The organism is Photobacterium sp. SKA34, assembly GCF_000153325.1.
Classification (GTDB): Bacteria; Pseudomonadota; Gammaproteobacteria; order Enterobacterales; family Vibrionaceae; genus Photobacterium.
This window is the reverse complement of the sequence record NZ_CH724141.1, coordinates 556,040-570,289: the sequence shown is the minus strand read 5'-3', so window position 1 is coordinate 570,289 and position 14,250 is coordinate 556,040. Positions and strand designations below refer to the sequence as shown.

Here is a 14,250-nt window from a genome sequence, read left to right as displayed (position 1 = left end):
CATGGCACAAGAAGGGGAATGATAATGACAAGCCGAGTATATGTACTTGCTCAATTTAAACCAAAAGCAGGGAAAGAAGCTGAATTATTTGACGTGCTAAAATCATTAGAGCCGGATTCTTACCGTGAAGAAGGTTGTGTTCAATATATGTTGACGCGTCAGATTGATCACCCAAGTGCAACTCGAAATGATTATCCGATTGTTTTTAACGAAATCTGGCAAGATGCTGAATCTTGGGCCGCTCATGGTCGACGTAAACAAATCCAACATTTCTTTAATAGCCAAGTTAAAGACCCTGCAGGATTAGTCGAAGATGCTATTGTCACAGCTTATAGTGATGAAGGTTATGATTATGATGCGCCGTGTTTTGATGTATAGCAGCTTATAAAATTATTTTCAAAATGTGACACAGTGCCTTAGTTATAATCAATGGCTAGGGCATTTTTAATTTATGGATGTAGTAATGCGAAAAACTGATAAAAAACGAGATAATACTATTGTCTCTGTATTAACTCAGGTATGTCACCTTGTTCAAGAACAAGATCAAGGGTTTCAATGGCTAACGCATAAAGTTGACTACCAAAATTTCCCAGACAGTTTAACGGTCACTTGTGTTTATGATGCAATGCCTTCTGATGATGTCAAAAAACAAATGTGCGAACTCATTCAATCAAGATTGCAACAGCAAGCAATTTTATTGCAAACCCCTGCTCGAAAAGTGCTGTTTAAGGTAGAAAAATAGGCTAAAAAGCTCGTAAGATCCTTGTCTTTACGAGCTTTTGTCTTTCGTTACAAATTGTTCATTCGTTGTGCATTAATTGTTCGATAATTTCTGCTTTTAAGGAGCTTAAAGCTTTATCATTTAGGTTTCTTGGTCGTGACTGCTCAATACTAATATCGCTCTGAATGCGCCCAGGGTTACTACTCATCACAATGATACGATCAGCCATTGTGATTGCTTCATCAATATTGTGGGTTACCATTACAATGCTTTTAGTTTTAAGGTTATTTGAGTCCCACAATGAAATAATATCATCTCTAAGACGTGTTGCCGTGAACATATCAAGAGATGAAAAAGGTTCATCCATTAACAGAAGTTCAGGCTCTACAACAAGGGCTCTTGCTATACCAACGCGTTGTTTCATCCCGCCAGATAAAGCACTTGGTAAGTTTTCAACCTCCGCTTCTAACCCAATCATTTTAATGGCTTCAATGGCTTTCTTATGGCGAAGTGCAGGTGACATCCCTTGAGCTTCAAGCCCAAATGCCACATTTTCTTTAACCGTAAGCCAAGGCAATAAAGCATAACTCTGAAAAACCATAGAAATATCACCAACAGGGCCTATCATTGGCACATTACAATAATGGACATTACCTAACGAAGGGGCAATTAGTCCTGCTATGATTCGAAGTAGTGTTGACTTACCTGTGCCTGAGCGACCAATAATCGCCACTATCTGATCTTCATATAAATTTAAGTTAATGTTGCTGAGTACTGTTTTCTGTTCTGTACCTTGTGTAAAAGTGTGTGTGATTCCGTTTAAGGTCATCATCTCTGTATCGTTTGATAAATTTTGCTTGTTAAGTGAAAGTGTTGATTGAGTCATAGTAAGCCTCTTATTTTTTGATATGTAGTTTTTGGTTAGCAAGGAGTTAGGATATTTTGTATTTGCGCTCTGTTAACTTATAAAGAGGATTCCATATGAATACGATACACAAGCCAACTAATACAGACATGGCCACACAGCCTAATGCTGCCTGTGGTAATGCATTATCTATTGTGGCTTTAGAGATATAAAAGCCAAGCCCTGAGGTGTGGACGGTCGATACTCCCCATTGCAACAGTTCAGCACAGATTGCTGAGTTCCAAGCCCCACCTGCGGCGCTGATCACTCCGGTTAGAATATAAGGAAATATTGCTGGCAACATAAAACGTAGCCACCATGTACGGCCTGTTAATTTAAAGAGTTTTGCTAGTTCAATCATTTCTTGCGGCAAAGTTGTAACGCCAGCAATAACATTAAAAAGTACATACCAAGTTGTCCCCATCATAATCAATGGGATGGTCCATAAGTTTAATGATGTACTGGTTGCCATTAATGCAATAGTAACCAATGGAAAAAAGATATTTGGTGGTAATGCTGAGCCTATCTGAATAATAGGCTGCGCGATACGAGTTGCTCTAGGGCTCAAACCAATCCAAACTCCGGCAGGTACGCCAATAACTAAGCTTAATAACATTGCCGCTAATACGCGTAATGTTGTTTTTGCCATTAGTGGAACCATGGACAAAATTTCATTTTTAGGTACGTAATGCCATAACTCGTAAGACCATGTTGTACAAAAATACAGCACGATTGCATACCATGATATAACCGAAAATAGTCTTAATGTTTTTGGTAAAGCGTAACGTTTCCTATTTGATAAATAGCGACGACCACCATTTACAAATACTTCCGCTGTATTTTTGATAGGGCGGATAATGCGTTTTAACAGTAAGGTGTCGCTTAGTACGTTGTAAAACCATGAAGTATTGTGTTTATGTGTTTTTACCGATTCATATTTAAATTTTTCAGACCAACGAACTAACGGACGGAAGAATAGTTGATCAAAAACCATAATGTTTATAATTATGGCGAGCACAGCCCAAATAATCATTTTCACATCAGCATTATTTAGAGCAATTTGAATAAACGTTCCCACGCCATGTAAAGGCATATCTTTACCTGATAGTGGAATAATTTCAGCAGCGACAATAGCAAACCATGCTGCTGACTGAGAGACCATCGCATTCCAAATTAATCCAGGAATAGTATATGGAAATTCGACTCGCCAAAACTTTTGCCAAGGTGAGAGGTTAAATAGTTGCGCTGCTTCTTGGAGCTCTTGAGGAACAATCCTAAGCGTTTGGTAGACCACTAACGCCATATTCCAAGCTTGTCCTGTGAAAACACCAAAAATAGAAGCTGCCTCTAAGCCCATCACACTGTTTGGAAATAAATTGATAAATATAATCGTAGAAAAAGTAATAAATCCAAGTAAAGGTACTGATTCCATAATATTGATAAAAGGTAGAATTATTCGTTCTAAATGTTTATTTTTAGCGGCAGCAACACCTGCTGTGATAGCAAATATAAAAGAAAAGAACATACCAATTACAAGCCGCATTGTGGTGCGTAACATGTCGTAAGGTAACTGAGATAAAGCCCCATGAACTTCTGGTTGAAATTGATCTAAAGAATGGTGCATATCATGCCAACCATACTTGTAAAGAGTAATGGCGATAATAAAAATAGTAAAAGTAATAATATCTTTACTATTGAGTGAGAAAATAAAAGGCTTATTTTTTTTAAGCGAATTTTGTAATGCTAAGGACATGAAAAGTCCTCCATAAATATTATGGATATAGTATGAGTAAGATCGATTATAAAAAGAATGTTACAATATAATGAATATTCAGGTTAAAAACGAAAATATATTTTAAAGATAAAAATTGCTTCGTAATCAGTCATTTTTATTACGGTCGATAACAGACGCTTAAAATTAATTTTTAAGTATTAATAATCACTTAGATAAAATGACATCGCATAAAGCTAGTGTTTTTTTATGGGTGGTGGTTGTAATGAAAAGTAACGAACCATGATGAAACTCCATTTTTTCAATGGATTAATAAAATGCTATAAAGCAGTTATAAAAGGGGGAAGTTATTTTAGTATCTACAAGGGGGCTGTAGAGGAGTTGAAAGTGTTTTCATCTTTTTCTCCTAAAATATCTTTGGTTAATGGAAATTAAAGTGTCTTGCTGTTTACGCTGGTCATAATAGTATGGATAAGAATAATGTAAACCTTTTTTATCAACTAAATTAAAGTTACGTATTTTTATTCAAGTTATATTCAGATATAAAAGTGAAAAATATATTAATAAATTACGTTGATTACGGATTATAAAAGCAATAATTGATTATTAATTAAAAATAATGAGTAAGGTTTGTAAATAAGCGAAATTAAGTCTTTAATAACTAATAATTGTTATATTTTAAAAGATATAAAAAACCCACAATGAAAGAGTCATTGAGGGCTAGTGTTTTCGTTATAGTTATATTCAGGTTTACTTGCTATAACCAACCTTTACGTTTGAAGTAAAGGTAAGGCGCAAGAGCTGCTAACACCATCAGCAATAGAGCATAGGGGTAACCTAATTTCCAATGAAGTTCCGGCATAAACTCAAAGTTCATTCCATAGCTTGATGCCACCAGTGTTGGTGGGAGGAATACAACAGACACAACCGAAAAAATTTTAATGATACGGTTTTGCTCGATATTAATAAAACCCATAGCTGCATCCATTAGGAAGTTAACCTTTTGGAATAGAGACTCATTGTGTGGTAATAATGATTCAATATCGCGTAATACTTCACGTGCCTGTTCAAGTTCATTAGCAGGTAAACGGGCTTTTCGAACTAAAAAGCTTAGTGCACGTTGGGTGTCCATTAAACATAAGCGGATTTTCCATCCTGCGTCTTCTTGCTCTGCAAGATTAGATAAGGCTTTGTCGAAGTGTTCGCCCGGTTTACCACCTAAAATGATTTTACCAATTGACTCTAATGCGCTGTAAATGTCTTCAATAACATCAGCCAGTTGCTCAATTTTTGTTTCAAATAGATCTAACAGCAACTCATAAGCGTTACCTTGTTGTAAATGTTGAGTACGTGCTCGCATTCGGTAAAGACGAAATGCAGGTAACTCACGCTCACGTAAGGTAAATAAGCGACCATCACGGATGGTAAAAGCCACTGTTGAGTTATTAGCATAATCTTCAGCATCTTCATAATAGAAGAATGAGTGAATATGAAGACCGTCTTCATCTTCAAAAAAACGCGCGCTAGCCTCAATATCCTCAAGTTCAGGACGAGTTGCTAACTCTTGACCTAACTCTAGTTGAACGCGAACTCGTTCTTCTTCATTGGGTTCGATAAGATCAACCCATAATGCAGATGAGATTGGGGCTTGGGCTTCCAAATCTAAACGTTGTAAACGGGAATCGTTTAATTTAAAGGCGTTTAGCATGTTTTATATCTCAAATAATAGACAACACTTTAAAGCATGATTAGAAGTTCAATGAATACAACTTCTACCAATAGAAAACTGGCGTAATTAGATTTTAAACAGAGGCACGAAAATAAGAGGTGGTGCATGCTGGCAGCTAAGTACTGTCAACTCACATGTAATAAAAAGGGAGGACAGCTAAACAGGAAAAAATCTCAATCCAGTATCGACTGGGTATGTTCAAAACGGTGTCCTCTCAAATAATGGTGAGCGGATATTACGCCTGACAACCCAAGTCAGCAACTTGCGCTATTGCAACATTAGATTTGCACTAAGATAAGTAAGGTAAATGCTTTATTCAGCATTGATTCAGGAACGTTATTTTGAACTGATAATCTGTGGGAGATTGTGGTTGGTGTAATTTAGATATATGTTTTATATATTAATGCTAGGAGTATTAATGAGCAATTATGGTAAAGAATAAAGCCTTCCTCAAACACGAAAGCCGTGAAGAAAAAGGCTATATCAAATTATGATTTTCTATTTTAAAAATGTTGAAACAACCACTTTATGGTTGTATCAACAAAAAATTAAATCAATAACTTATTCTTTACCATATACGTTGTTTTCTTGCTCTTGAACACGAATAAATGTCGCACGCTTAGTTAGCTCTTTAAGCTGCGCAGCACCGACATAAGTACATGTTGAGCGAACACCACCCATAATATCTTGGATTGTAATTTCAACAGGCCCACGGTAAGGAAGCAGTACAGTTTTACCTTCTGCTGCACGGTACTTCGCCACGCCACCTGAGTGCTTGTCCATTGCACTTTGGCTAGACATACCGTAGAACTTCATGAATGTTTTGCCATCTTGCTCGATAAGTTCGCCGCCGCTTTCATCGTGCGCCGCTAACATACCACCAAGCATAACGAAATCAGCACCGCCACCGAAGGCTTTTGCTACGTCGCCAGCACATGAACAGCCACCGTCACCAATGATACGACCACCTAGGCCGTGCGCAGCATCTGCACACTCAATGATTGCTGATAGTTGAGGGTAGCCAACACCAGTTTTTACACGTGTTGTACATACCGAACCTGGGCCAATACCAACTTTAACAATGTCAGCACCAGCAAGAATCAGTTCTTCAACCATATCGCCGGTTACAACGTTACCAGCACTGATCACTTTATCTGGAAATTCAGCACGTACTTTCTCTACATACTCAACAAGGTGTTCCGAATAACCATTAGCAATGTCAATACAGATGAAAATTAGATGATCTGTCATTGCCATGATGTCTTTGGTTTTTTGGAAATCGGCGTCAGAGGTGCCTGTAGAAACCATTGCGTTTTTAAGAACTGAGGCATCATTTTTAGCAATAAAGTCAGCCCATTGCTCTACAGTGTAGTGCTTATGAACTGCTGTCATTACATTATGTTTTGATAATGATTTTACCATCTCAAAGCTACCGACAGAGTCCATATTCGCAGCAATAATAGGTACACCAGACCATTGACGACCACTATGTTTGAATGTAAAATCGCGGGTTAATTCAACTTGAGAGCGACTTTTTAGGGTTGAACGTTTTGGACGAAACAGTACATCTTTAAAACCCAATTTCAAGTCTTGTTCGATACGCATGGTTATTCCTTACACTTATCTTATCGAATGCTGCTCAACGAAATCTTTACTGGCAGGTAAACATTTTCGCCTTATGAGCGGGCACAAAAAAACCGGAGCGTTGGCAGACGCTCCGGTTTACAACATTATAGGAAGCAAATTTTCAAAAACAACCCTGTAAATGTAAATAAATGTGTATTTGTGAAGATAAATTAAGATAAAAGCAGCCTGATTTTCTATCAAAGTAGTACTTTTTATAAACTTTTCGCTTCCATTCTTGGTAAATCCTTGCATAATTCCTGCGTGGTTTGACTGATAAAAATAAACTTTAAAATAATTCGTATCTTTAAAATGAGAAGCTATTATTAAAGGTGGCCAGTTTGTAAAGCTATCTTTTTCTACGAAAGGTTGTGGGAAGGTTTAATTTGTTGAAGAAAAGAAAGGTAAGAAAAGTTTTTCCTCTCGATTTTTATGGGGAGGATGGAAGTTGGCGTTTCATCATTCGGGCAGAGCATCCTGAAGAGATCATTGACGCAATGTATTGGTGTGCTTATATTTCTTGTCATCGTAAAGATTTTGACTTGTTGCATATGGCTTGCGATAAATTTAACTACAAATATAACTACTCATCATCTGATTCTTCTGAAATACACTATGGTTTAGGCGAAGCACCATTACGTGTCAATATGATGGGACCTATCGTGTTGATGTCGACAATTCGAGATAAAGTGATTAACGTTACAGCAGATGACACTGATATAACTACACAAGCTGTCGCTTAAAATTAATAATTAAAACTGAAAAAACGTTAAACAACTGAGTTGTTTAACGTTTTTTTGTTTTTGTTATTTGCGATTATTGCTTTTCTAGTAAACGCTGCTGATATTGTATTGGTGTTACCCCTCGATTTCTCTGAAAGGCTTTGTTGAAGCTTTGGACATTTTTGTAACTTAAATTCGCAGCGATCTCTGTTATAGGCAATCCGCGTTGCATGTACTTTATTGCAATATTACATAATACATAGTTAGTGGTATCGGTGAATGTCCAGCCAAAGCGGTGCAATCGTCGTTGCAACTGTTGCTTAGATAAGTCTAAACGTTGTGCAATAAAATCTAGATTAGGATACTGGTAATAGCGTGAATAATTGATCAACTCAAACATTAATTTTGCGGTATCAGTCGGTTGTGGCATGTTCAAAAAATCATCAAGTTGTAAATTTGACATTAACATGGGTTTTTTGAATTTAAGAACACGATTATCGACATGCTCTAATATTGATATTGGGAGCCAAACTTGGGTCGAAGGTGCGTTCCAGCGTATAGGGCATTGAAAATAATCATTGATAGCTGAGTTGTGGGTTTCAGTGGTATTTAGTCGGATCTTTAATGGGATGAAGTCGTTACCCAAATACTCACGAATTGTTTGAACGAATAATACAGCTATCCGCAAATTATCATGAATCCCTCCTCGTCCTTTGGAGTAAGGGTTGTGATAAGTCCACTTTAATATATTGCCCGAAAGTTCGCTGTGGTATGACGCACCACTTTGCAAGCATGATAAACCATAGTTGATTCGTCGCAGTGCTAATGGCAAATCGGGGCAGCTTAAATACCATTCTCCTAACCCTCCCATGTGTTCAAATGTTATCTCTTTAGCCAGCTTTACCATATAAGCGGAGTCATCGGTGAGTTGCTCTATACGTTCTAACCAAGCTAAATAATCATTAAATGGGATCAGCGACATGCTTTCTTTAAGTAATAAATCTGGTACATCAAGCTGGTTGAATGAAAGGTCATAGTGCTTTTGGATTGCACTATTGAGAGGCTTGATAAATAAGGTTCTTATAAAAGCAATATCTAACATGTTGGCTGGCCGATAAAAAACACGTAATGGATAGAATATATCAAATATGAGCAATAAGTGATGTTTTCAATCCGGTTTTGTTTCTCGATACTAAAAATTACTCACAATGAACTCAATTAATAACGCTAATCCGTTAAATAAGAATGATGACTAAATTGACCGGAGAATTTAATGAGTTTATTTAGCATGCCTTTCACTGGCACGAACATAGATACGGTATTACATATTGTTGCAGGCGTTGTCATGATTGGCACTATTGCAGCTATTGGCATTGGTTTTTGGAAACTTCATGAATTACCTATTCATAAAGCATCCAGTAATCAACATCACCAAATAGGATTAATTACAGCCTTAACCTGGATAGGCTTCGTTTGGCATTGGGTATGGGTACTTGCAGTAATAATTGCGTTCGTTGATGGAGAGCAAGCACTGAAGCGATTACGTGATATCTGGCATAGCGATAGTCCTAATACAAAAACTGACGGTGTAGATAATGATTCATCTTTAGCGATACAAACAAAAGAGGAGCAGACGAATGCTTGAAGGTTTAGCCGTCTGGACATTATTTATATACCTGCTCCGTTTAGTGGGTATGCCATGGAATAAGTTTACTAAGGCTTTTGCGTATATTGGCGGTGGTAGTTGGTTAGTGTTTGTATGGTACGGATTAATCACGTATGCACCGATGGATTTATCTGGAGGCTCGTTAGTGCAGTCTCCCCATATTCAACTAAGACCTGCAGCAACAACAATTAATGGTCATGTAAAGGCTATTCACTTAGCACCTAATAGTCAGGTGAAAGAAGGGGATTTAGTGTATGAACTTGATACTGAACCCTATCGTATTGCGCTAAATAAAGATCTAGCAAGTTTAGCATCCGCAGCAGTAGCTTTAGATATTGCAAAAGAAGATGTTGATATGGCACAAGCGAGTTATCACGCCGCAGATAAAGATATTGAGATCGCGCAAAATCAGCTTGTTGCAGCGAATGAAGATTATAAATTAAAACAAGCAATGCTGAATCGCTATATTAAGCAAAATAAAGTAGTACAACATACGATTACGCAAAGTAAATTAGATGAGCAGCGGACAGCTGTAGAGGTTGCTAAGTCACAAAAGGTGATGCTTGCTTCACAAATTGAAAAAGCCAAAATATCAGTTAAGAAAGCGAAGTTAGCATTAGAAAAGTCACGTTTAGCAGTGAATAGCCGTGAAGTTGATGTTGATACACAGCATGAAAATGTCGCGAAAGCACAATGGGATTTAGATCATACCAAAGTGTACGCGCCTGCTGATGGTTATGTAACAAACTTCATTATGCGCGAAGGGCAGTTCGTAGGCTCTGTGCCCCGTATGCAAATGTATACTAACGAAAAATATATGTTAATGCGTGTCAATCACCAGGCTATTCGTAATGTAAAAGTGGGACAACTGGCTGAATTTGCAACGGCAGTTTACCCTGGAAAGGTGTTTACTGCTGAAGTGGAAGGTATTGTTGAAGCAACAGGCGAATCACAAGGTAACTTGATTGGTCGAGAAACCAATGTACGTCAAACAACGGGGGCGAATATGGCAAATAAACATCACTTCGTCCGCCTGAAAGTACGTGAAACTGAAGGTTATGATATTCCTGTTGGATCGGTAGGTATCGGTTGGATCAGCGCTGAAAAACCGATTAGCTTCTTAGGTTTCTTAGATGTGGTTCGTGGGATCATTATTCGAATGAAGTCACAGCTATTCTATGTGTGGTCAATGTAAGTAATTACTTACAAAATGCAATAAGCCAGTTTTCTTATTTTAAAGAGGCTGGCTTTTTTAATCTTGGCGTAACGTATTAACATTCGATATAGGTGTTGGATAACGGCTCACTATCCAATAGGTTGAAAGAATGAAGGTTGTTAATGTTACGATTTGAATAAATGTCTGTCCTTGTTTGGAAATCAACCCATTGGCGACGGCAGTGTAAGCGAGCAATAAAGAAAACTCGCTTGCTTGGCTTAATCTTGCACTCAACTCTTTGTTTATAGGAGCCTCTGTGTTTGAAATGATAAGAGCGCGATGAAACCCCCATGCCTTTAGACGAATCAGCACTACACCAAATAAAATCCCCCATAAAGTATAAATATCACTGGCCAATAAGTTAATATTCGCACCAATAGCGAAAAAGAACAGGATTAAAAAAAATTCTCTTAATGGTTTCAAATGAATAGAAATCACATTGGAAATGGGGCTTACGGCTAACAATGTACCCGCGATAAAGGCTCCTGTTTCGTACGATAGACCAATACGATGGCTGATTTCAGCCCAACAGAAACACCACGCTAGGGTTGCGATAAAACTGTATTCTTGAATAACATCAAACTTTTTCATTAGTGGAAACAGAATAAGCTTAACGGCGAAGTATGCACTAACTATAAAAATCAGAAGCTTGGCGAATATCAAAAAGATAGCAAGGTCAATACGCTGCTCAGTATCGATATTGAGCAGTAATAAAACAGTAATGGCTAAAATATCTTGAATTAACAAGATACTGGTCATAATTTCTCCCATTTTCTGATGGTGAAGCGTTGTGGTGGGAATTAATTTAAGGCCAATAACGGTACTGGAAAACATCATTGCAGCGGCTGTGATAATGGCATCTTTGAGAGGAAGTTGGATTATTAATGCAAAAAGGAGTGTGCAAATGAAGAAAAATAGACTGCAACACAGCGTGATAAGAGCACTTTCTCGAAACAGACGAAGCAAGCGTTGAGGTTGTAAATTAAGCCCTAGTAAAAAAAGTAATAAAATGACGCCAATATGCCCCATTTGGGTAATCGCTTCAGCATTATTGATCATGCCAAGCCCATAAGGACCAATAATAATGCCCGCAACGATGTACGCAATGATGATGGGTTGTTTGGCAAAGAGAAATAAACTCCCTAAGCCCGCAGCGCTAATCACTATCGCGCTAAGCTCGAAAATCATTGTATTGATACTATCAACCATCGACACCTACCTAGCTATGAAACGCAGCACGCGTAGTTGATTGCAGAAGGCAATGATAAAAGCATAGTGGTTTAAAAAAATTGGGTTGAATGTTTTTGCGACAATAATTTAGGAATAGATAAAAGCTAGGGAAAGTGATATTAGCGAAGAGATAACCAGAAATAAACATAGATAACGCTGAGTTATCTATGTTTATTAATGTTATTAAGCGCGATACCGTTTGTATTGCGATAAAATATCGGCAATCAATTCAGGCTCAGAAAGTCCATCAACTAAATACGATTGCTGATTGTTTTTAATCATTACCTCAAGATGAATTTGTTCATTATCAGTGTTTTTATGGAGCTGTAACGCGTATTCATAAGGTTGATGTCGATTGTTATCAATCACTAAACGAATACGACCATCCATACAATAAATGTCTGTGTCAAAACCGTCATCGGCCAGTTTTTTACTGGCTTTGGTTAAGGCTGATCTTGCAATTGTATAGATATCGGCATGGGAAGAATACTTTGCCATGTCTTGTCTCCTTCTGTTCTAAGATATGCTAGGACGTTGGTAAACGTCTGTCGCTGTCAGAAGATTTTATCGGGCAAAGACAAGGTGTTACCAACTAAAAAAATCAATCATTATCATCAGTTCTACTTATTAAAATGTAACTAACTATTAATGGCTAAATCACTAATTTTAAAACCATATGAAAGGAGAGGACATCCATTTCAGGAATAATCAATAGTCGATTTTTTTTATTATTTCATTTTAGTCTGAAAAATTAATCTCTGTTGCTACTATTGATAGGTGCCATAAATTCAATATGTTATAAGGAATACATGAATGTATAAGCGTTACCTTAATTTAATCCCTGTAGTTGCTTTATTGACTCTTTCAACTGCCCATGCTGATTCGCTAATTCAAGGTTTAAATCGTGTCGATAACTCGATAGATAAAGTGCAAAATACAATTCATGGAACGCAGAACTCGATAAGTAATGGTCAGAATAAAGTCGATAATACGCAACGTGCTATCAGTGAAATTCAAGACGGTACTTATGTAGAAAAGCGTGTTGAAAAAAAAGTACACAACCAAAAGCGTAAAGTCGTGAATGGGGCCATTAATAAGTCATCGAATGCTATACGTAAAGCAACTAACGTTTATTAAGTTAAGTATAGTGATAAAAAGCGGCGATATCATAATCTCTATAAATAGAATGATATCGCCTCATTTTTTACCCATAACTTGGGTTAAGCTTATAAAACGTAATTATGATCTTTGTAATTTCGCTTTCGATTCTTTTCGCTCTGCAGCTCTACATGCAGCAGCGGTAAATACCACATCTGTTGAACTGTTTAGTGCTGTTTCTGCTGAATCTTGAATCACGCCAATAATAAAGCCAACGGCAACAACTTGCATTGCGACTTCACTAGGGATACCAAACAAGTTTGAAGCTAAAGGGATCAATAGTAGTGAACCACCAGCAACGCCTGATGCACCGCAAGCTGAAACCGCTGCAACAACACTTAGTAAAACTGCCGTCGCTAAATCAACTTCAATGCCTAGGGTATGAACGGCAGCAAGGGTTAATACGGTAATGGTAATTGCCGCTCCACCCATATTGATGGTAGCACCCAATGGGATAGAAACAGAGTAAGTATCTTCATGCAGGTTAAGATCCTTACAAAGTTTCATATTTACTGGAATGTTGGCAGCAGAACTACGGGTAAAGAAAGCGGTAATACCACTTTCACGTACACAACGTAAAACAAGCGGGTAAGGGTTTTCACCTGTTTTTACGTAAACAATAATTGGGTTAATAACAAAAGCAAGAATTGCCATTGAGCCTAATAGGACACCCAGTAAGTGGGCATAGCCCGCCAATGCAGCAAAGCCTGTTTTAGCAAAGGTTTCCGAAACTAAACCAAAAATACCGATAGGTGCTAAACGAATAATAAAGCGAACAATGAGTGTTACACCGTTCGACATATCATGGAAAACTTGTTTAGTCGCATCGCTTGCTTGGTGAAGAGCAAAACCAAGTGCTACAGCCCATGCTAAAATACCAATAAAATTACCGTTCATAAGTGCATGAACTGGGTTATCAACAATCTTAAATAGAAGGGAACTAATGACTTCTGCGATACCTTCCGGTGGAGCAATTGAATTGGAACTAGCAACAAGCGTTAAAGTGGTAGGGAAAAGAAAGCTCATAGCTACAGCAGTAAATGCCGCCATTAAAGTGCCAAATAAATACAACATGATAATTGGCTTCATGTTGGTATGTGTGCCTTTCTTTTGGTTAGCAATAGATGAAGCAACCAAAATGAAAACAAGAATAGGAGCAACGGCTTTTAGCGCTGCAACAAATAATCCCCCAAGAAAACCCACACTCATCGCTGATGATGGTGATAGTGTCGCAAGTAATACGCCTGCAACGATACCGACCATAATTTGTATAACTAAACTACCATTGGCCACTCTGGCTAAAAAAGGTTGTGATTGACTCATATAACTTCCTGCATTTTATATTCTGTGAATAGCTTTTTATTTTGCGTCTGAAACATTTTTTAACAGGATCTGTTTGAAATAGCCAGTTATCTTTTTATAAGGTTTTAACTAACATAAATATAACGTTATATTTAACATTTAATTATCAAAATATGATGAATCGGCATACAAACAGCTTGTTTGATAACAATAAAAGGCAGTGAATGTATAATGTGTGTTAATGGAT

The 14,250-nt window shown here is 37.5% G+C and carries 14 protein-coding genes; 6 read left to right on the top strand and 8 right to left on the bottom strand.

Features of this window, described 5'->3' with window-relative positions; all coding sequences use genetic code 11:
- Positions 1 to 24: 24 nt before the first annotated feature.
- Complete coding sequence (locus SKA34_RS04040) at positions 25 to 378, top strand: putative quinol monooxygenase (RefSeq protein WP_006644240.1); 354 nt, start codon at positions 25 to 27, stop codon at positions 376 to 378.
- A gap of 85 nt (positions 379 to 463) precedes the next feature.
- Positions 464 to 742, top strand: coding sequence for a hypothetical protein (locus SKA34_RS04035; RefSeq protein WP_006644239.1), 279 nt, complete (start codon positions 464 to 466; stop codon positions 740 to 742).
- A gap of 58 nt (positions 743 to 800) precedes the next feature.
- Here SKA34_RS04035 and SKA34_RS04030 read toward each other — a convergent pair whose 3' ends face one another.
- The 4 genes from SKA34_RS04030 to SKA34_RS04015 all read right to left on the bottom strand — a co-directional run bounded on the left by SKA34_RS04030 (position 801) and on the right by SKA34_RS04015 (position 6,691).
- A complete protein-coding gene (locus SKA34_RS04030) occupies positions 801 to 1,607 on the bottom strand; it encodes an ABC transporter ATP-binding protein (RefSeq protein WP_006644238.1) in 807 nt (268 codons plus the stop codon).
- Between the two features lie 46 nt (positions 1,608 to 1,653).
- A complete protein-coding gene (locus tag SKA34_RS04025) occupies positions 1,654 to 3,378 on the bottom strand; it encodes an ABC transporter permease subunit (protein WP_006644237.1) in 1,725 nt (574 codons plus the stop codon).
- A gap of 736 nt (positions 3,379 to 4,114) precedes the next feature.
- The gene (gene corA, locus SKA34_RS04020; protein ID WP_006644236.1) at positions 4,115 to 5,065 is read right to left on the bottom strand and encodes a magnesium/cobalt transporter CorA; all 951 of its coding nucleotides are present in this window, start codon (positions 5,063 to 5,065) and stop codon (positions 4,115 to 4,117) included.
- 582 nt (positions 5,066 to 5,647) lie between these two features.
- Complete coding sequence (locus SKA34_RS04015) at positions 5,648 to 6,691, bottom strand: GMP reductase (protein WP_006644235.1); 1,044 nt, start codon at positions 6,689 to 6,691, stop codon at positions 5,648 to 5,650.
- Positions 6,692 to 7,098: 407 nt separating this feature from the next.
- Between SKA34_RS04015 and SKA34_RS04010 the strand changes: the two genes are divergently transcribed.
- Positions 7,099 to 7,452 (top strand): hypothetical protein, encoded by a 354-nt coding sequence (locus SKA34_RS04010; protein ID WP_006644234.1) that lies wholly within the window; start codon positions 7,099 to 7,101, stop codon positions 7,450 to 7,452.
- 73 nt (positions 7,453 to 7,525) lie between these two features.
- Here the strand turns inward: SKA34_RS04010 and SKA34_RS04005 are convergent, their stop codons facing one another.
- Complete coding sequence (locus tag SKA34_RS04005; protein ID WP_006644233.1) at positions 7,526 to 8,533, bottom strand: AraC family transcriptional regulator; 1,008 nt, start codon at positions 8,531 to 8,533, stop codon at positions 7,526 to 7,528.
- A gap of 171 nt (positions 8,534 to 8,704) precedes the next feature.
- On the opposite strand from SKA34_RS04005, the gene SKA34_RS04000 reads away from it, so the two are divergent.
- Positions 8,705 to 9,076: a hypothetical protein gene (locus SKA34_RS04000; protein ID WP_006644232.1), complete on the top strand. Its 372-nt coding sequence runs from the start codon at positions 8,705 to 8,707 to the stop codon at positions 9,074 to 9,076.
- Positions 9,069 to 10,292, top strand: coding sequence for an HlyD family secretion protein (locus SKA34_RS03995; protein WP_006644231.1), 1,224 nt, complete (start codon positions 9,069 to 9,071; stop codon positions 10,290 to 10,292). The genes SKA34_RS04000 and SKA34_RS03995 overlap by 8 nt, the downstream gene beginning before the upstream one ends.
- 57 nt (positions 10,293 to 10,349) lie before the next feature.
- Here the strand turns inward: SKA34_RS03995 and SKA34_RS03990 are convergent, their stop codons facing one another.
- Together SKA34_RS03990 and SKA34_RS03985 are read right to left on the bottom strand one after the other, a co-directional pair.
- Complete coding sequence (locus tag SKA34_RS03990; RefSeq protein WP_006644230.1) at positions 10,350 to 11,522, bottom strand: cation:proton antiporter; 1,173 nt, start codon at positions 11,520 to 11,522, stop codon at positions 10,350 to 10,352.
- Positions 11,523 to 11,726: 204 nt separating this feature from the next.
- Complete coding sequence (locus SKA34_RS03985; protein ID WP_006644229.1) at positions 11,727 to 12,041, bottom strand: hypothetical protein; 315 nt, start codon at positions 12,039 to 12,041, stop codon at positions 11,727 to 11,729.
- 315 nt (positions 12,042 to 12,356) lie between these two features.
- Here SKA34_RS03985 and SKA34_RS03980 point away from each other — a divergent pair, with 315 nt between their 5' ends.
- Positions 12,357 to 12,680: a hypothetical protein gene (locus SKA34_RS03980; RefSeq protein ID WP_006644228.1), complete on the top strand. Its 324-nt coding sequence runs from the start codon at positions 12,357 to 12,359 to the stop codon at positions 12,678 to 12,680.
- Between the two features lie 102 nt (positions 12,681 to 12,782).
- Here the strand turns inward: SKA34_RS03980 and sstT are convergent, their stop codons facing one another.
- The gene (gene sstT, locus SKA34_RS03975) at positions 12,783 to 14,024 is read right to left on the bottom strand and encodes a serine/threonine transporter SstT (RefSeq protein WP_006644227.1); all 1,242 of its coding nucleotides are present in this window, start codon (positions 14,022 to 14,024) and stop codon (positions 12,783 to 12,785) included.
- Positions 14,025 to 14,250: the final 226 nt, after the last annotated feature.

What these genes read in the sequence shown, in the direction of transcription:
- SKA34_RS04040 (WP_006644240.1), top strand. Translation starts at nt 25, where the DNA reads ATGACAAGCCGAGTATATGTACTTGCTCAATTTAAACCAAAAGCAGGG.
- SKA34_RS04035 (WP_006644239.1), top strand. Translation starts at nt 464, where the DNA reads ATGCGAAAAACTGATAAAAAACGAGATAATACTATTGTCTCTGTATTA.
- SKA34_RS04030 (WP_006644238.1), bottom strand. Translation starts at nt 1,607, where the DNA reads ATGACTCAATCAACACTTTCACTTAACAAGCAAAATTTATCAAACGAT.
- SKA34_RS04025 (WP_006644237.1), bottom strand. Translation starts at nt 3,378, where the DNA reads ATGTCCTTAGCATTACAAAATTCGCTTAAAAAAAATAAGCCTTTTATT.
- corA (WP_006644236.1), bottom strand. Translation starts at nt 5,065, where the DNA reads ATGCTAAACGCCTTTAAATTAAACGATTCCCGTTTACAACGTTTAGAT.
- SKA34_RS04015 (WP_006644235.1), bottom strand. Translation starts at nt 6,691, where the DNA reads ATGCGTATCGAACAAGACTTGAAATTGGGTTTTAAAGATGTACTGTTT.
- SKA34_RS04005 (WP_006644233.1), bottom strand. Translation starts at nt 8,533, where the DNA reads ATGTTAGATATTGCTTTTATAAGAACCTTATTTATCAAGCCTCTCAAT.
- SKA34_RS04000 (WP_006644232.1), top strand. Translation starts at nt 8,705, where the DNA reads ATGAGTTTATTTAGCATGCCTTTCACTGGCACGAACATAGATACGGTA.
- SKA34_RS03995 (WP_006644231.1), top strand. Translation starts at nt 9,069, where the DNA reads ATGCTTGAAGGTTTAGCCGTCTGGACATTATTTATATACCTGCTCCGT.
- SKA34_RS03990 (WP_006644230.1), bottom strand. Translation starts at nt 11,522, where the DNA reads ATGGTTGATAGTATCAATACAATGATTTTCGAGCTTAGCGCGATAGTG.
- SKA34_RS03985 (WP_006644229.1), bottom strand. Translation starts at nt 12,041, where the DNA reads ATGGCAAAGTATTCTTCCCATGCCGATATCTATACAATTGCAAGATCA.
- SKA34_RS03980 (WP_006644228.1), top strand. Translation starts at nt 12,357, where the DNA reads ATGTATAAGCGTTACCTTAATTTAATCCCTGTAGTTGCTTTATTGACT.
- sstT (WP_006644227.1), bottom strand. Translation starts at nt 14,024, where the DNA reads ATGAGTCAATCACAACCTTTTTTAGCCAGAGTGGCCAATGGTAGTTTA.